Here is a 16,585-nt window from a genome sequence, read left to right on the forward strand (position 1 = left end):
CTCAGGCGGTGCCCAGCTCCAGCCGGTTCTTGCCCAAACGCTTGGCGCGGTACATGGCCTGATCGGCGCAGCGCAGTAGAACGCCGGCGTCGGCGCCGTCCGACGGGTAGAAGGCCATGCCGACGCTGGCCGACACCGACAGGTCAAGGCCGGGCAGGGGCCGGTCGATGGAGTCGATGACCTTTTCCGCCACGGCCCGTGCGTTCTCGACGGAGATGTCCCCCTCCAGCAGCACGGCGAACTCGTCGCCGCCGATGCGGGCGGTGGTGTCGCTGTTGCGCAGCGCGCCGGACAGGCGTTGGGCGGTGGTCACCAGCACCTCGTCGCCCTTCTGGTGCCCGTGGGTGTCGTTGACCTCCTTGAACCCGTCGAGGTCGAGGAAGAGCAGGGCGAAGCTCTTGTCCTCGCGCTTGGCGCGGGCGATGGCGTGCTCCAGCCGGTCCTCGAAGCGGATGCGGTTGCACAAGCCCGTCAGCGCGTCGTGCCCGGCGAGGTAGCGCAGCCGCTCCTCCAGATGATGCTGGGCGGTGGTGTTGCGGGCAATCCCCTCCACCCCGATGGGACGCCCGGCGGGATCGCGGCGGATGTAGGCGTTGGCGGAAATCCAGAAGTTGGTGCCGTCCTGCCGCCGCATCGGCATGCGGTGGTCGCGGACCTCGCCGCCCGCCTCCTCCAGCGCCGCAAGGAATTTGGCGCGCCCGTCCTCTTCCACGTAATGGTCGGCGATACGGGTGCCGATCACCGTCTCCGGAGTCAGGCCGAACTCCCGCGCGAACTGGGGGGAGGCCATGCTGACCCGACCGTCGAGATCCGTGCGGAAGAAGGCGTCCGGTAGTTTCTCGATGACCGAACGGAGGTCGGCTTCCGACTGGGCCAGCCGCTCCAGCGTGGAGCGCAATGCGTCCTCCGACCGGGTGCGGCGCTGGAACTCCTGGCGCAGGAAACCCCACAGCACCAGGGCGGTGAACAGGACGAAGGCGGTGCCCTTGACGTTCTGGATCAGCACCACCTCGTCCAGCCCGGCGGCGTCCAAAAGGCGGTCGGACCCCACCACCCACGCGGTGGCGAGGACCGCGTACAGTCCGACGATTCGGGTTGCCGAAGAGAACATGGGCGCCTATGCGGTTGGCGTCAGTGCACACTATCCTTTGGCGCACGCACCGTCCATGGGGAGAGTACCGGAGTGTGTCCGGCACCCGCCCCACGTTTGTTGAGCCTCACCGCTTCTTGCCGGCCTGCGCCCGCGCGAAGGCTTCGGCGAAGGCGTTGTTGACGGGCTCTGGCGCCTTTGCCGGTTTGGGGGCCGGCTTCGGAGCGGAGCCGCCCTTGCCGGGCGGCGGGCTGCGGCGGTCGTCCCGGCGCTTGTCGTCGCCACGCTGCCCCTCCGTACGGCCTTGGCCACGCTCGGGGCGCGGAGCGGCGTCGGTCAGGCGCATGGTCAGGCCGATGCGCTTGCGCGGGATGTCGACCTCCATCACCTTGACCTTCACGATGTCGCCGGCCTTCACGACGGTGTGCGGGTCCTTCACGAAGCTGGTGGACAGCTGCGAGATGTGGACCAGCCCATCCTGGTGCACGCCGATGTCCACGAAGGCGCCGAAGGCGGTGACGTTGGTCACCACCCCTTCCAGAACCATGCCGGTCTGGAGGTCCTTCAGCTCCTCGACGCCCTCCTGGAAGGTGGCCGTCTTGAATTCCGGACGCGGGTCGCGGCCCGGCTTCTCAAGCTCCTTCAGGATGTCCTCGATGGTCGGCACGCCGAACCGCTCGTCGGTGAAGTCCTCGGCGTTCAGCCCACGCAGGAAGCGGGCATCGCCGATGACGCTGCCGAGATCCTTGCCGGTCTTCTTCAGGATGCGCTCGACCAGCGGGTAGGCTTCGGGGTGGACGGCGGAGGTGTCCAGCGGGTTGTCGCCCTCGCGGATGCGCAGGAAGCCGGCGGCCTGCTCGAAGGTCTTCGGGCCGAGGCGCGCCACGTCCAGCAGCTGCTTGCGCGAACGGAAGGCGCCGTTGCGGTCGCGGTGCTCCACGATGTTGCGGGCGATCGTCTCGTTCAGGCCGGACACGCGGGTCAGCAGCGGAACGGATGCCGTGTTCAGGTCCACGCCGACCGCGTTCACGCAGTCCTCCACCACCGCGTCCAGCGAGCGGGCGAGCTTGCCGCCCGACACATCGTGCTGGTACTGGCCGACGCCGATGGACTTCGGCTCGATCTTCACCAGCTCGGCCAGCGGGTCCTGAAGGCGGCGGGCGATGGAGACGGCGCCGCGCAGGCTGACGTCCAGCTTCGGAAACTCTGCCGCCGCGGTCTCGGAGGCCGAATAGACCGACGCGCCGGCTTCGCTGACCACCAGCTTGGTGAGTTTCAGCTCCGGATGGCGCTTGAACAGATCGGCGACCAGCTTGTCCGTCTCGCGGCTCGCCGTGCCGTTGCCGATGGAAATCAGCTCCGCCTTGTGGCGCACCGCCAGGGCGGCGATGGCGGCGATGGCGCCGTCCCAGTCGTTCCTCGGCTGGTGCGGGTAGACGGTGGCCGTGTCGACCAGCTTGCCCGTGGCGTCGACCACGGCGACCTTCACGCCGGTGCGGATGCCGGGGTCGAGGCCGATGGTGGTGCGCGGACCGGCCGGGGCGGCCAGCAGCAGGTCGTGCAGGTTGCGGGCGAAGACGCGGATGGCCTCGTCCTCCGCACGCTCGCGCAGGTCGCCCATCAGATCGGTCTCGACATGCGGGCCGATCTTCAGCTTCCAGGTCCAGCGCACCACGTCGGACAGCCACTTGTCGGCGGGGCGGCCCTGATCGCGGATGCCGGTGTGGGCGGCGATGGTGCGCTCCGCCGGGTGGGGTTGTCCCTCCTCGACCGGCAGGTCCAGGCGGATGTCCAAAACGCCCTGGGTCCGGCCGCGGAACAGCGCCAGCGCCCGGTGCGAGGGGACCTTCGCCCAGGGTTCGTCGAACTCGAAGTAATCGGAGAACTTGGCGCCCTCCGCCCGCTTCTCCTCGATCACCTTGGCGGTCACCACGCCCTTGTCGGCCATGGTGGCACGCAGCCGGCCGACCAGTTCGGCGTCCTCGCCGAAACGCTCCACCAGGATATGGCGGGCGCCGTCGAGCGCCGCCTTGACGTCGGCGACGCCCTTGTCGGCGCTGACGAAGCCGGCGGCCTCGGCGTCCGGCTGGAGCGACGGATCGGCGAGCAGGCGGTCGGCCAGCGGCTCCAGCCCCGCCTCGCGGGCGATCTGCGCCTTGGTGCGGCGCTTCGGCTTGTAGGGCAGGTAGAGGTCTTCCAGGCGCGTCTTGGTGTCGGCCTGACGGATCTGCAGCTCCAGCTCCGGCGTCAGCTTGTCCTGCTCGCGGACGGAGGACAGGATCGCCGCGCGCCGGTCTTCAAGCTCGCGCAGGTAGGACAGCCGTTCCTCCAGCGTGCGCAACTGCGTGTCGTCGAGCCCGCCCGTGGCCTCCTTGCGGTAACGGGCGATGAAGGGGACGGTCGATCCTTCGTCGAGCAGCTTGACGGCCGAGGCGACCTGGGATTCACGGACCGAAAGCTCGTCGGCGATGCGTTGGCTGATGGACGTGGACGGCATGGAGGACCGGTGACTGGTGAAAGGGAAGGGTGCCTCCTATAGCGCGAAGGGGGCCTTCCCGGCCAGTGCCGATCTGGGAGAGGCCGGGGAGACCGGTCCGGAGAGGACGCGCGAATCCGGAGCCCGGTTCCTGCGAAAAAGTATAGTTAAAGAAAAACCACACACGATTCATGCGTCGTTAACCTTAACGGGCGCATATCTTCCCCTGCAACTTGGTTGCGTTTCCTCCCGAACAGACTACGGCGGCTCCCGAATTGGTGAGCCGCCTTTTTTCTGTGCGCGTGTCGCCCAAAGCACGCGCACTCGCAAGATGAACGCGACAGAGTTTTTCCCCTTGCGTTCATTGGGAGAAACATCCTTACTGATTGTGGGTCTAATCCAAACGGATTCGCTGCCTTGGGACTGGTCGTTTCGGCAATCGTCTTTCTGTTCGCAGTGGCCGTCGTCGGCGCCGCGGCGAGGCGGCTGCCGCAAGTGTCCACGGTGGTCTATGGCGGAACGGCGTCGGCCTGCGCGCTGATCGCGCTGTGGGCGGCGCTCCGGCTGGCCGGAGGCGGGCCGGATGCGACGCTGGTGCTGCCGGTCGGGCTGCCCTGGATACAGGCCCATTTGCGCGCCGACGCGCTGTCCGCCGTCTTCCTGATCGTCGTCAATCTGGGCGGCATCACCGCCAGCCTGTTCGGCTGGGGGTACGAGCGGGCGCATCACGAATCCCATGGCGGATCCCAGGACGGGCCGGTGCTGCCGCTCTACCCGCTGTTCCTGGCGGGCATGAACATGGTGCTGATCGCCGCCGACGCCTTCACCTTCCTGCTGTCCTGGGAGTTCATGTCGCTGGCCTCCTGGCTGCTCGTGCTGTCCACCCACCGGGATCCGGAAACGCCGAAGGCCGCGCGCCTCTACATCATCATGGCGAGCTTCGGCACGGCCTGCCTGCTGCTGGCCTTCGGGGTCCTGGCGACGGCGCACGGCGACTACAGCTTCGCCGCCATCCGCGCCCACGCGCCGGCGGCGGGGGCTGCGGCGCTGGTCGTCGTGCTGATCCTGCTGGGGGCGGGGTCGAAGGCCGGGCTTGTTCCGCTGCATGTCTGGCTGCCGTTGGCCCATCCGGCGGCGCCCAGCCATGTGTCGGCCCTGATGTCCGGCGTGATGACCAAGGTCGCCGTCTACGCGATGATCCGCGTGCTGTTCGATCTGCTGGGCGAGCCGGAATGGTGGTGGGGCGGCGTGACCATGGGATTCGGCGCGCTGACCGCGGTGATGGGCGTGCTCTACGCGCTGATGCAGGACGACGTGAAGCGGCTGCTTGCCTATTCGACGGTGGAGAACATCGGAGCCATCGTCATCGCACTGGGTCTGGCGCTGGTCTTCAAGGCCGCCCACACGCCGGTGATCGCCGCGCTCGCCCTGGCGGCAGCGCTTCTCCATGTGGTCAACCATTCCCTGTTCAAGAGCCTGCTGTTCTTCGCGGCGGGCGCCATGCTGACCGCCACTGGGTCGCGCGACCTCAATCGGTTGGGCGGGCTGATCCACCGGATGCCGACCACCGCCGTCCTCGCCCTGATCGGCGCCGCGGCGATCTCGGCCCTGCCGCCGCTGAACGGCTTCGTCGGGGAATGGCTGCTGTTCCAGGCCATCCTGAACGCTCCGGCTCTGTCCGAATGGTCGCTGAAGATTGAGATCGCCGTGGTCGGTGCCGCCCTGGCGCTCGCCACCGCGCTTGCCGGCGCCTGCTTCGTGCGGCTTTACGGCATCGCCTTCCTGGGACGGCCGCGGTCGCGCGCCGCGGGCGAGGCGGTTGAGGTCGGGCGGGCGATGCGGCTGGGCATGGCGGTTCCGGCGGTGCTCTGCGTCGTTCTCGGCGTGCTGCCGACCCCGCTGATCCGCCTGTTCGAGCCGGCGCTGCGCCTGCTGGTGGAGGCCGGGCCGTTCGACGGGCGCGCCTACCAGCCGTGGTTCTGGCTGGCCCCGACCTCGGCCATCGGCAACTCCTACAACGGCCTGATCATGCTGGTGGTGATTGCGCTGCTGTCGGTCGTGCTGGTGCTGGGCATCCACCGCAAGGCGAGCGACCGGGTGCGCTGGTCGATCCCCTGGGGCTGCGGCTTCGACGGTCCGGACCCGGCGGCGGTCACCCAATACACGGCCTCCAGCTTCGGCCAGCCGATCCGCCGCGCCTTCGGCAGCACGGTATTCCGCGCCCGCGACCATGTGGACATGCCGGTGCCGGGCGACACGCGCCCCGCCCGCCTGTCGGTGACCTGGACCGACCCGGCCTGGGTCGTGGTGGTGGAGCCGCTGTCCCGCGCGGTGGGCTGGCTGGCCGAGAAGGCCAACCGGCTGCAGTTCCTGACCATCCGCCGTTACCTGACCCTGATGTTCCTGGCGCTGGTCGTGCTGCTGGTGATGGTGGCGGTGACTCAACGATGACGCTGCTGCTGGCCACCCTCTACCAGATCCTGCAGATGCTGCTGGTGCTGGCCCTGGCGCCACTGCTGACCGGCTGGGTGCGGCTGGTCAAGGCGCGGCTGGTCGGGCGGCGGGGGCCTTCTGTCCTTCAGCCCTACCGCGACCTGCTGCGGCTGCTGCGCAAGGAGGTGGTGCTGGCCCGCAACGCCTCCTGGCTGTTCCGCTCCGTGCCCTACATGATGTTCACGGCGATCTGGCTGGCCGCCGGGCTGGTCCCGGTCTTCACCACACAGTTGGCCCTCGCCCCCACGGCGGACCTGATCGCGCTGATCGCGCTGCTCGGCTCGGCGCGCTTCTTCCTGGCGCTCGCCGGGATGGACACGGGGACGAGCTTCGGCGGCATCGGCTCGTCGCGCGAGATGATGATCGCGGCGCTCGCCGAACCGGCGATGCTGATGATCGTCTTCTCGGTGGCGATCCTTGTCCGCAGCACCTCGCTCGCCGAGATCGCCGATTTCATGTTGTCCGGCGCGGTCGGGCTGCGCATCTCCCTGGCGCTCGCGCTGATCGCGCTGGTCATGGTGGCGATCGCCGAGAACGCGCGCATCCCCATCGACAACCCGGCCACGCATCTGGAACTGACCATGGTGCACGAGGCCATGGTGCTGGAATATTCCGGCCGTCACCTCGCCCTGGTCGAGGCGGCGAGCATGCTCAAGATGCTGCTCTACATGGCGCTGATCGCCTGCGTCTTCGCGCCCTGGGGCATGGCGACCGCCGGGTCCGGCGTGGCGGCGGCGCTGGGCGGCATGGTCGTCTTCGTGGCGAAGCTCGCCGTCGGCGGGACCCTGCTGGCGCTGTTCGAGACCTCCATCGCCAAGATGCGCGTCTTCCGGGTCGGCGAGTTCCTGGGCGGCGCCCTGCTGCTGAGCCTGCTCGGCGCGATCTTCCTCTACGTGTCGCGGGGGGTGTGAGGTGAGCGACCTGGGTTATGACGTCGCGCACATGCTGGGGGCCGTCGTCCTGCTGATGAGCTTCGCCCTGCTGTACCAGCGGCGGCTGTTCTCCCTGCTCAACGTCTTCACGATGCAGGCGCTCGCCCTGACCGCGACGGCGGCGTGGCAGGCCTACTCCCACGGGGAGCCGCACCTCTACATCACCGCCTTGCTGACGCTGGTCCTCAAGGCCATCCTGATTCCGGTGGCGCTGCACCGCATCGTCGTGAAGATGAAGATCCACCGCAGCATCGAGCCGGCGCTGGGGATCGGGCTGACCATGGTGGCGGGCGTGTCGCTGGTCACCCTGTCGATCCTGCTGGTGCTGCCGGTGACGGCGGACGCCACCGCCCTGACCCGCGAGAATCTGGCGCTGTCGCTGTCGGTCGTCCTGCTCGGCCTGCTGATGATGATCTCCCGGCGCAACGCAGTCAGCCAAGTGGTCGGCTTCATGTCGATCGAGAACGGGCTGATTCTGGCGGCGGTCGGTGTCGCCGGCATGCCGCTGGTCGTCGAGATGTCGGTGGCCTTCTCCGTCATGGTGGCCTTCATCATCTTCGGCATCTTCCTGTTCCACATCCGCGAGCGGTTCGACACGCTCGACATGCAGAAGATCGAGAGCTTCCGGGGGGAGAGCGATTGAACGCCGTCGCCGTCATCGTCGCCACCCCGCTGATCGGCGCCGCCGTCCTCGCCCTGGTTCCCGGCCACCGGCTGGGCGCGCGGCTGAACATCGGATTCTCCGCCGTCACGCTGCTGGCGTCGCTGGTCCTGTTCGGGCTGGAGCCGTCGAGCGGCGCGCTGTTCGTGGTGGACGCCTTCAACATCTACCTGATCGCGCTCACCGCCTTCGTCGGGCTGACCACCAGCGTCTTTTCGGCCGGCTACATCGCCCACGAGATCGCGGTGGGGAAGCTGGACGAGCGCAAGCTGCGCTTCTACCACGCCATGTACCAGGCCTTCATGTTCACCATGCTGCTGGCCCTGTCGGCCAACAACCTGGGCGTCATGTGGGTGGCGGTGGAGGGGGCGACGCTGACCACCGTGCTGATGGTCAGCCTCTACCGCACCGCGGCCAGCATTGAGGCGGCGTGGAAGTACTTCATCCTGTGCGGCGTCGGCATCGCGCTCGCCCTGTTCGGCACCATCCTGATGTACATGGCCGCCCAGCCGGTGATGGGTCCGGGCATGGCGGCGATGACCTGGACGGAGCTGATGGGCCACGTCGCCAGGATCAGCCCGGCGATCCTCAACCTCGCCTTCGTCTTCCTGCTGATCGGCTACGGCACCAAGGTCGGGCTGGCGCCGCTGCACGCCTGGCTGCCGGACGCCCACGCGGAAGGGCCGACGCCGATCTCCGCCGTGCTGTCCGGCCTGCTGCTCAACGTGGCGCTCTACGCCGTGCTGCGCTTCAAGATGCTGCTGGCGGCGAACGGGCAGGCCATCGCGCCGGGGCCGCTGATGATCGCCATGGGGCTGGCCTCCCTGCTGCTGGCCGGGCTGATGCTTTATCGGCGGCGCGACGTGAAGCGCTTCTTCGCCTACAGCTCCATCGAGCATATGGGCATCATCACCTTCGCCTTCGGCATGGGCGGGCCGCTCGCCAACTTCGCCGGGCTGCTGCACATGGCGATGCACAGCCTGACCAAGTCGGCCATCTTCTACGCGGTTGGCCACGCCGTGCAGGTGACGGGCACGCAGCGGATCGAGCGGATTTCCGGCCTGACGGTCAGCCATCCGGCGCTCGGCTGGGGCCTGCTGGCCGGTGTGGTGGCCATCGCCGGCCTGCCACCCTTCGGCGTGTTCATGAGCGAATTTTTGCTGGTCACCAGCACCTTCGCGCGGGAACCGCTGCTGGCCCTGCCGCTGGTCGTGGGCATCCTGGTCGCCTTCGGGGCGCTGGTGCTGCGGGTCCAGCAACTGTGCTTCGGAGCGCCCGGCACAGCGGAGGGCAGCGGCGTTCCGGTGGCCGAGGTGCCGTTGCAAGGGACGCTGGTTCCGCTCTACGCGCATCTGGCGCTGGTTCTGGTGGCGGGGGTCTGGCTGCCGGGGCCGCTGGTCGCGTGGTTCCAGACCGTCGCGGCGCTGCTGGGGTAGGGGAGGCGGCATGTACGGGGAAGAACCGCTGTTCGGCCTGTTGAACCGCATCGGCACGCCGGTCGAGGGCCACCGGCCCTGGCCGCGCTACCGGCTGGGCCGCGACGGCTGGCTGCGCCTGATCGAGGGGCTGGCGGGCAACGGCTGGAGCCTGCTCGGCCTGTGGGGCGAGCCCAAGACGGTCCACGCCGCCTTGCGCGAGGATTTCTCCGGCGACGTCGCGGTGGTCAGCCTCGACTGCCCGCAGGGCCGCTTTCCGAGCCTGAGCGCCGTGCGCCCCGCCGCCAACCGACTGGAGCGCGCCGCCCACGACCTCTACGGCCTGGTGGCGGAGCGCACCACCGACCCGCGCCCCTGGCTGGACCACGACGCCTGGGGCGTGCGCCGTCCCCTGTCGGAGCAGCCGGCGGCACCGGTGCCCAACCCCGGCCCCTACACCTTCCTGCCGGTGGAGGGCGACGGGCTACACCAGATCCCGGTCGGCCCCGTCCACGCCGGCATCATCGAGCCCGGCCATTTCCGCTTCACCGCCAACGGCGAGACCGTCGTCCGGCTGGAGGAGCGGCTCGGCTACGTCCACCGTGGCGTGGAAGGGCTGATGCAGGGCAGGCCGGTGGCACAGGCGGCGATGCTGGCCGCCCGCATCTCCGGCGACGCGACGGTGGCGCACAGCCTCGCCTTCGCCCGCGCGGTCGAGGCGGCGCTCGGCGTCGAGGTGCCGGCGCGGGCGGTGTGGCTGCGCGCCCTGATGGCGGAGTTGGAGCGGATCGCCAACCATCTGGGCGACATCGGGGCCATCTGCAACGACGCCGCCTTCGCCTTCATGCTGGCCCAGACCAGCCAGTTGCGGGAGCGGGTGCTGCGCACGGCGGACGCCTGCTTCGGGCACCGGCTGATGATGGACCGGGTGATTCCCGGTGGCGTCGCCACTGATTTGCCGGAGCGCGGCGCGGGCCTGTTGCTGGAATTGGTGGCGGAGCTGCGCAAACGCTTCCCGCCGCTGGTCGCCATCTATGACGGCAAGGCGTCCTTGCAGGACCGCACGGTCACCACCGGGTTCGTGTCTGCGGAACTGGTCACCCGCTTCGGCGCCGGCGGTCACGTTGGGCGAGCCTCCGGCCGCGACCAGGACGCCCGCCGCAGCCCCGGATACGCGCCTTACGACGCGCTGAATTTTGAGGTGCCGGTGCTGACCGAGGGCGACGTGAACGCCCGAGTCTGGGTGCGCATCCGCGAGGTGGAGCAATCCCTGTCGCTGATCGAGCAGATCGTGGCCCGCCTGCCGGCGATCTCGCGCGGCCTGGACCACCCGTCGGTCCCGCTGGACTCCGGCCGGGGCGGGGAGGGCATGGCCCTGGTGGAATCCTTCCGCGGCGAGATCCTGACCTGGGTGCGGCTGGACGGGGAGGGCGCCGTCACCCGCTGCCACCCGCGCGACCCGTCCTGGTTCCAGTGGCCATTGCTGGAGGCGGCCATCGGCGGCAACATCGTCGCCGACTTTCCGCTGTGCAACAAGTCGTTCAACTGTTCCTACGCGGGACACGACCTGTAAGGAGGCCGCCGATGCTGAAGCACATCCTGACCTCCCTGACCGGCGGCCCGGTCACCGAAGCCGCTCCGGCCCCCGCCGATCCGGCCTTGGCGGAACTGGCAGGAAAGCTGGACAAGGCCGCCAAGGCCCGGCTGGGCCGCAGCCTGTCGATCCGTGAGGTCGATGCGGGGTCCTGCAACGGCTGCGAGCTGGAAATCCACGCGCTGAACAACCCGATCTACGATCTGGAACGGTTCGGCATCCGCTTCGTCGCCTCGCCGCGCCACGCCGACGTCCTGCTGGTCACCGGCCCGGTCGCCCGCAACATGCGCGAGGCGCTGGTCCGCACCTGGGACGCCACGCCCGGCCCGAAATGGCTGGTGGCCTGCGGCGATTGCGCGGTCAGCGGCGGGCTGTTCGCCGGCGGCTACGCCTGCGTTGGCCCGGTGGAGGAGGTGCTGCCGGTGGACCTGCGCATTCCCGGCTGTCCGCCGCGGCCGACCGATCTGCTGGCCGGCCTGCTGGCCTTGCTGGAGACCAGCGCGGCGCGGTGAGGGCGGGTCAGGACTCCCCGCGTTCCTCGCGCTTGGCCTGCTGCCAGAAGGCCTCCATCTCGTCCAGCGTCGCCTCCTTGGGCGTGCGACCCTGTTCGGACAGCAACGCCTCGATGCGGTGGAAGCGGCGTTCGAACTTGGCGTTGGTGCCGCGCAGCGCCGATTCCGGCTCGACCTTCAGGCGGCGGGCAAGGTTGACCAGAGCGAAGAGCAGATCGCCCAACTCGTCGGCCACCCGGTCCGGGGCGGAACCGCTGTCCATCTCATGCCGCAGTTCGCGGACCTCCTCCTCGATCTTGTCGAGGATGTCCCGCGCGTCGGTCCAGTCGAAGCCGACGCGGGCGGCGCGGTTCTGCAGCTTAAGGGCACGGGTGAGGGCGGGGAGGCCAGCGATGACGCCCTCCAGGGCGGACGGGGCGCGGCCCTCTTCGGCGGCCTTGGCGGCGCGTTCGGCGGCCTTGTGGTCCTCCCAGCGCGAAGTCTGCATGTCGGCGCCCTTGACCTCCTCGGCGCCGAAGACGTGCGGGTGGCGGCGGATCATCTTGTCGGCGATGACGCCGGCGACCTCGTCGAAGTCGAAGAGATTTTCCTCGCGGGCCATCTGGCTGTAATAGACCACCTGGAAGAGCAGGTCGCCCAACTCCTCACGCAACGCCGGCATGTCGCCTTTCTCGATGGCGTCGGCCACCTCGTAGGCTTCCTCGATCGTGTGCGGCGCGATGGTGGCGTAGGTCTGCTCCAGATCCCACGGGCATCCGCCGTTGGGGTCGCGCAGGCGGGCCATGACGTCGATCAGTCGGTCGATGTTGCGGGCCATGGAAAGGTCTTCTTCGGCAGCAGGATGGGATGGGACAGCGACCTTAGCCGACCCATGGCGGTGAGAAAAGGGAACACGCCCCGCCGGAGCATAAAAATCATATAAGCAAGATTATGGAAAATATGCGGGAGGAAGGGAGGAGGGGGGCCTTGGCGACCCTCCGCTCCCATGATGCGTCAGCCTCCGCGAAACCCCTTCAAGCTCTCGGCGGGCGGCGACGGTGGGAAATCTGCGTCACGGGCGGCCTGGATCAGCGAGTCCACGAAGGACCGGTAAGGATCGCTGGAGGTCTTCACGGATTCAGCCGGTTCAATCGGCCCGTCATAGCCGCTGCCACTCGGATTGAGCGCTCCGTACTCGGAGTTTTCCAGGGTCGGCGACAGAAAAATCGAGTGGGTTGTCGTCTCCGGCTCGCCGACATGACGCTGGGAAGGTTTCAGCGCGAAGTTCCCATCGGCGTCCGGCATCGACAGGATCATCACGCCATGCTCCACCGCCTCCTTGTCCCGCGCGTTCTGCCGCGCGTCGTTGTCGAAGGCGCTTCGTGGATAGACGCTCTCGATGCTCAAGGGATCGTTGATGTTGGCCGTCTGCATGGATCACCCGCCGTTGTTGCGTTGGTCCAACACATGGTGGCGATGGCGGGTTCCGAGGGACCGCGGGCCTTTTCACTCCATGGAATGCGCGTGTGCGACGGCCCGCGCTTTCCGCCGCTGCGGCGGCGCCACACTGAGCACCGGCTCGGCGTCGGTGGCGCGAACCACCTCATGATCCAGGGCGACGTCCGCGGACTCGGACTCGGTCGGGCATCGCGATGGTCCGGCCGCCAGGGACGCCCCGCCGCTGGGCTGACATTCGGCGATCCGCTCCGCGCAGGCCGTGGGCGCCAGCAGCGACGCCACCAACAACACGCGCTTCAGGGCACTGGCCTTCATGGTCGGGCGCTCCGCAAGGCTCACGGCGGCCGTTTCCGGCATCCTGGCACTATAAGGCCGCCGTGCCCGCGGAGTTCCCGCCGAATCCGGTCCCCACCGCAGGACGTGTGCGGTAGTCCGGTGCGCCCCCGCCTTAACCGAACAGATGCCGGTGCATCGCCTCCCAACTCGCACGGTCGGGGGTCAGCATCACCCCACCGTTGAGCACGGTCGGACGATAGGGCGAGCCGTCGAACAGCGCGCTGTATCCCCCGGCCTCCGCGTGGAGCAGAACGCCCGCCGCGTGATCCCAGGGCATCAGCCGGTGGTACATCGAGAAATGCGCCCGCCCGTCGAGCAGGCGCAGATACTCCTGCGCGGCGCTGGACAGGCAGACACGCGGGCCGAGGGAACGGCCTCGCTCGTCGAGCTGGCGTCCCAGATCCTCGGCGCAGAAGCGCGTCGACAGGGCCCCGGTCATCTCGGCCAGGGGGACCGACGGGGCGACCGTGACGCGCGTGCCGTTCAGGTAGGCGCCCTGCCCTTTCACCGCCGTGGCGATGCGGCCGTCGCACGGGTCGTAGATCCAGCCGGCGACGGTCTCGCCGCGGCAGGCCAGGGCGACGATCACCGCGAACAGCGGGCGCCCGTTCGCGAAGTTCAGGGTGCCGTCGATCGGGTCGATGATCCAGACCGGCGCGTCGCCGTGGATGCGGTCGAGCAGGGACTTGTCCTCGGAGACAGCCTCCTCCCCCACCACCGTGCTGCCGGGAAGCAGGTCCAGCAGGCGCGGCGTCAGGGCGCGTTCGCCCGCCTCGTCGGCCAGGGTCACGAGATCGGCCGGCCCGGTCTTCTCGCGGATGCCGGCGTTCGCCAGATCACGGAAATAGGGAAGGATCTCGCTCTCCGCGACCTCGCGAATGATCGCGGAGACGCGGTCGACGTCGGGAATCGGAAATTTCGTCACGGTTTCGGTGCTGCTTTGTTGGATCGGGGGTCGAGTCTCAGAACCGTTCCGCCATCCTTCGGCGGCTCCGGCAGCATGACTTTGCCGTCCAAGCCACTGTCTTTCAACGCTTTGACCAGCGCGTCATAGGTGGCCTGATCGGCGGCCGGGTTCGGGGCGGGCGGCGTGCCGGTCAGCGGACCGGGCTCCGGCGGCTTGCGCGGCGTGTTCGGATCGGGCGGAGGCTGCGGCACGTCGCGCGCCTCCCGCGTTTCCGCCTTGGGCGGCGGCGGGGGCGGACGCCACAGGCGGAAACAGTCGGTGAAGGTGGCTTCCTTGCAGGCCTTCAGCAACTCTTTCGGGTCCGGCGCCACGACCAGAGGGCTGAAGGGGGCGGGCGGAAACTCCGCGGGCTCCGGCGGCAGGGGATCTTCCGGCGCGACGGGCGGCTCCTCCACGAATCCCGGTGGCAACACCCGCTCGGCGGCGGCGGCGGTGCCCACGAAGGCCAGGAACGCCAGGGACAGGAGAGCGATCGGGACGCGCAAGGGAATCCGAAAAAGAAAAGAAGCGGGCCGAGCCGCCATTATGGCGCCCTGCCCGCTGCATAGCCACGGACAAATCCTTGCCCCGGCACACCCGCCTCCGTCAGGAGCGCGGCAGGCTGTCGCTCGGGGTGGCGTGCAGCGCCCAGGCGGCCAGTTCGGACCGCAGGGCGGCAATCTTGCTGCTTTCCGTCGGGTTGGTTTCCTTGCGCCAGGCGTCACTGATGATTTCCAGCAGACGGGCGCGGCCGGCGTTGTCGCGCGACAGCTCCTGGATGCGCAGCACCGCGGCACCGGGCGACAACTGCTCCTGCCGGGCGACCAGGGTCACCTGATCGGCCAGGAAGGCGGTGATCGAAAAGTGTGTTGGATCGGTCTGCAAACGCATAGGCGGGCCTCCTCCCGGGGATAACCCATCGGCTCCCCGTGTCGAATATCGGGGGCGCGTTGGGAAAAGGCTACACCTCGGACGTCGTAGGACGGGGCTGAAATCGGGCGCGTCATGTCGTCGCACGTGCACGAACGAATTATGACGCGCCCGATTCCATTATGGCGAAAGATCAGCCGTGCACGAACCGTTTCTCGAAACGGGCCAGATCCGCCGGATCTATGGCCACCTGGATGTGGGCCTGGACCTCGTCGTCGCGCCGCTCCAGCACCTCACCTTTTTCATAGAGCCACGCGAGCGCAGCCCCGTCCCCCAGTTCCACGGACAGGTCCACCACTTGGCGGTGGGCGTTCATCCGCTGGTCGAGCAATCGGTCGAGATCGGCGATCCCCGCACCCGACAGGGCGGACACCGCGACGGCACGCGGATTGCGGGCCGTTTGGGCCAGGACTGCCTCGCGGGACTCCTCGTCCAGCGCGTCGATCTTGTTCAGCACCTCGATCACGCGGTCGTCGGCGTCCGGGTCGATGCCCATGTCGCTCATGACCTCGTGCACGTCGGCCTTCTGGGCCTCGCTGTCCTGGTGGGACACGTCGCGGACATGCAGGATGATGTCGGCGGCGTCCACCTCCTCCAGCGTGGCGCGGAAGGCGGCGACGAGGCCGTGCGGCAGGTCGGAGATGAAGCCCACCGTGTCCGACAGGATCACCTTGCGCCCGGACGGAAGAGTCACCTGACGCATCGTCGGGTCCAGCGTGGCGAACAGCAGGTCCTTGGCAAAGACATCGGCGTTGGCCAGCCGGTTGAACAGCGTCGACTTGCCGGCGTTGGTGTAGCCGACCAGAGCCACCACCGGGTACGGCACCTTGGCGCGGGCCTTGCGGTGCAGGCCGCGGGTGCGGCGGACCTCCTCCAACTCCTTCTTGATCTTGACGATGCGGTCGCCGATCAGGCGGCGGTCCATCTCAAGCTGGGATTCACCGGGGCCGCCGAGGAAGCCGAAGCCGCCGCGCTGGCGTTCCAGGTGGGTCCAGGAGCGGACGAGGCGCGATTTCTGGTAGGTCAGGGCGGCCAGCTCGACCTGGAGCATGCCTTCGCGCGTGCGGGCGCGGGCGCCGAAGATCTCCAGGATCAGGCCGGTGCGGTCGATGACCTTGACCTTGAGGGCCTTTTCCAGATTGCGCTGCTGCACCGGCGACAGCGCATGGTCGAGGATGACGAGGGATGCCTCCGTCTCCTCCACGATCTGGGCAAAATGCTCCACCGTCCCCGACCCGAGAAGGATCGAAGGCTGCGGGCGGTTCACCCGCGCGCATTCGGCGTGCACGACCTCCAGATCGATGGCGCGGGCGAGGCCCACCGCCTCGTCCAGGCAGGATTCGGGATGGCGCAGGACCCCGTCCGCCTCATTGCGGAGGACGGGGTGGACCACGATGGCGCGGCCGGAGGCATCAGGCGTCCGGCCGTTGCCATTGGTCGGAAGATCAGACGTTTTCACCTTCCTTGGGCGGCTCGAAAAGTTGGATCGGATGCGCGGGCATCACAGTGGAGATGGCGTGCTTGTAGACGAGCTGCGAATGCGCATCGCGCCGCAGCAGTACCGAGAAGTTGTCGAACCAGGTGATGATTCCCTGAAGTTTAACACCGTTCACGAGGAACACGGTCACGGGAGTCTTGTTCTTGCGGACGTGATTGAGGAACACGTCCTGCACATTTTGGCTTTTTTCAGACATTTTATGTCGCCCCCTTCTTCAGTGTTTTTTGGGGCTCCTTGTTGGAAGCCCGCCCCCTGCAGCGATAAG

16 protein-coding genes are annotated in these 16,585 nt (G+C 68.4%); 6 read left to right on the forward strand and 10 right to left on the reverse strand.

Annotated features, from left to right (window positions below; genetic code table 11):
- Position 1: 1 nt before the first annotated feature.
- The gene (locus AMK58_RS17510) at positions 2 to 1,111 is read right to left on the reverse strand and encodes a sensor domain-containing diguanylate cyclase (protein ID WP_051140383.1); all 1,110 of its coding nucleotides are present in this window, start codon (positions 1,109 to 1,111) and stop codon (positions 2 to 4) included.
- Between the two features lie 106 nt (positions 1,112 to 1,217).
- A complete protein-coding gene (locus tag AMK58_RS17515) occupies positions 1,218 to 3,587 on the reverse strand; it encodes a Tex family protein (RefSeq protein ID WP_035676052.1) in 2,370 nt (789 codons plus the stop codon).
- Between the two features lie 396 nt (positions 3,588 to 3,983).
- On the opposite strand from AMK58_RS17515, the gene hyfB reads away from it, so the two are divergent.
- The 6 genes from hyfB to AMK58_RS17545 are packed head-to-tail and all read left to right on the forward strand — an operon-like array spanning position 3,984 to position 11,173.
- Positions 3,984 to 6,017 (forward strand): hydrogenase 4 subunit B, encoded by a 2,034-nt coding sequence (gene hyfB, locus AMK58_RS17520; RefSeq protein ID WP_059399235.1) that lies wholly within the window; start codon positions 3,984 to 3,986, stop codon positions 6,015 to 6,017.
- Entirely contained in the window at positions 6,014 to 6,970 is a 957-nt protein-coding gene (locus AMK58_RS17525; RefSeq protein WP_175424484.1) for a respiratory chain complex I subunit 1 family protein, read from the forward strand. The genes hyfB and AMK58_RS17525 overlap by 4 nt, the downstream gene beginning before the upstream one ends.
- Before the next feature lies 1 nt (position 6,971).
- Complete coding sequence (locus AMK58_RS17530; RefSeq protein ID WP_035676048.1) at positions 6,972 to 7,634, forward strand: hydrogenase-4 component E; 663 nt, start codon at positions 6,972 to 6,974, stop codon at positions 7,632 to 7,634.
- On the forward strand, positions 7,631 to 9,088 hold the full coding sequence (locus AMK58_RS17535) for a hydrogenase 4 subunit F (RefSeq protein WP_035676045.1): 1,458 nt from the start codon (positions 7,631 to 7,633) through the stop codon (positions 9,086 to 9,088). The genes AMK58_RS17530 and AMK58_RS17535 overlap by 4 nt, the downstream gene beginning before the upstream one ends.
- Positions 9,089 to 9,098: 10 nt before the next feature.
- Positions 9,099 to 10,640, forward strand: coding sequence for a hydrogenase large subunit (locus tag AMK58_RS17540; protein ID WP_059399236.1), 1,542 nt, complete (start codon positions 9,099 to 9,101; stop codon positions 10,638 to 10,640).
- 11 nt (positions 10,641 to 10,651) lie between these two features.
- The gene (locus tag AMK58_RS17545; protein WP_035676043.1) at positions 10,652 to 11,173 is read left to right on the forward strand and encodes an NADH-quinone oxidoreductase subunit B family protein; all 522 of its coding nucleotides are present in this window, start codon (positions 10,652 to 10,654) and stop codon (positions 11,171 to 11,173) included.
- A 7-nt stretch (positions 11,174 to 11,180) separates the two neighbouring features.
- Here AMK58_RS17545 and mazG read toward each other — a convergent pair whose 3' ends face one another.
- The 8 genes from mazG to hfq form a co-directional block, all read right to left on the reverse strand.
- Positions 11,181 to 11,990: a nucleoside triphosphate pyrophosphohydrolase gene (gene mazG, locus AMK58_RS17550; protein WP_035676041.1), complete on the reverse strand. Its 810-nt coding sequence runs from the start codon at positions 11,988 to 11,990 to the stop codon at positions 11,181 to 11,183.
- 176 nt (positions 11,991 to 12,166) lie between these two features.
- A complete protein-coding gene (locus AMK58_RS17555; protein WP_035676039.1) occupies positions 12,167 to 12,586 on the reverse strand; it encodes a hypothetical protein in 420 nt (139 codons plus the stop codon).
- 72 nt (positions 12,587 to 12,658) lie between these two features.
- Complete coding sequence (locus tag AMK58_RS17560; protein WP_236778290.1) at positions 12,659 to 12,925, reverse strand: hypothetical protein; 267 nt, start codon at positions 12,923 to 12,925, stop codon at positions 12,659 to 12,661.
- Positions 12,926 to 13,058: 133 nt separating this feature from the next.
- Complete coding sequence (locus AMK58_RS17565) at positions 13,059 to 13,871, reverse strand: inositol monophosphatase family protein (protein ID WP_035676033.1); 813 nt, start codon at positions 13,869 to 13,871, stop codon at positions 13,059 to 13,061.
- Positions 13,868 to 14,398, reverse strand: coding sequence for a hypothetical protein (locus AMK58_RS17570; RefSeq protein WP_236778291.1), 531 nt, complete (start codon positions 14,396 to 14,398; stop codon positions 13,868 to 13,870). The genes AMK58_RS17565 and AMK58_RS17570 overlap by 4 nt, the downstream gene beginning before the upstream one ends.
- Positions 14,399 to 14,498: 100 nt before the next feature.
- Positions 14,499 to 14,783 carry a hypothetical protein gene (locus AMK58_RS17575; RefSeq protein ID WP_035675976.1) on the reverse strand — a complete coding sequence of 95 codons (285 nt, stop codon included), beginning with the start codon at positions 14,781 to 14,783 and terminating at the stop codon, positions 14,499 to 14,501.
- A gap of 172 nt (positions 14,784 to 14,955) precedes the next feature.
- Positions 14,956 to 16,215: a GTPase HflX gene (gene hflX / locus AMK58_RS17580; RefSeq protein WP_079284960.1), complete on the reverse strand. Its 1,260-nt coding sequence runs from the start codon at positions 16,213 to 16,215 to the stop codon at positions 14,956 to 14,958.
- Between the two features lie 52 nt (positions 16,216 to 16,267).
- A complete protein-coding gene (gene hfq, locus AMK58_RS17585; RefSeq protein WP_035675971.1) occupies positions 16,268 to 16,516 on the reverse strand; it encodes an RNA chaperone Hfq in 249 nt (82 codons plus the stop codon).
- Between the last annotated feature and the right edge of the window lie 69 nt (positions 16,517 to 16,585).

The organism is Azospirillum brasilense (assembly GCF_001315015.1).
Classification (GTDB): Bacteria; Pseudomonadota; Alphaproteobacteria; order Azospirillales; family Azospirillaceae; genus Azospirillum; species Azospirillum brasilense.

Excerpts from the sequence above, each read along its gene's own strand:
- AMK58_RS17510 (WP_051140383.1), bottom strand. The coding sequence starts at position 1,111 with ATGTTCTCTTCGGCAACCCGAATCGTCGGACTGTACGCGGTCCTCGCC.
- AMK58_RS17575 (WP_035675976.1), bottom strand. The coding sequence starts at position 14,783 with ATGCGTTTGCAGACCGATCCAACACACTTTTCGATCACCGCCTTCCTG.
- AMK58_RS17515 (WP_035676052.1), bottom strand. The coding sequence starts at position 3,587 with ATGCCGTCCACGTCCATCAGCCAACGCATCGCCGACGAGCTTTCGGTC.
- AMK58_RS17545 (WP_035676043.1), top strand. The coding sequence starts at position 10,652 with ATGCTGAAGCACATCCTGACCTCCCTGACCGGCGGCCCGGTCACCGAA.
- mazG (WP_035676041.1), bottom strand. The coding sequence starts at position 11,990 with ATGGCCCGCAACATCGACCGACTGATCGACGTCATGGCCCGCCTGCGC.
- AMK58_RS17560 (WP_236778290.1), bottom strand. The coding sequence starts at position 12,925 with ATGAAGGCCAGTGCCCTGAAGCGCGTGTTGTTGGTGGCGTCGCTGCTG.
- AMK58_RS17555 (WP_035676039.1), bottom strand. The coding sequence starts at position 12,586 with ATGCAGACGGCCAACATCAACGATCCCTTGAGCATCGAGAGCGTCTAT.
- hfq (WP_035675971.1), bottom strand. The coding sequence starts at position 16,516 with ATGTCTGAAAAAAGCCAAAATGTGCAGGACGTGTTCCTCAATCACGTC.
- AMK58_RS17525 (WP_175424484.1), top strand. The coding sequence starts at position 6,014 with ATGACGCTGCTGCTGGCCACCCTCTACCAGATCCTGCAGATGCTGCTG.
- AMK58_RS17540 (WP_059399236.1), top strand. The coding sequence starts at position 9,099 with ATGTACGGGGAAGAACCGCTGTTCGGCCTGTTGAACCGCATCGGCACG.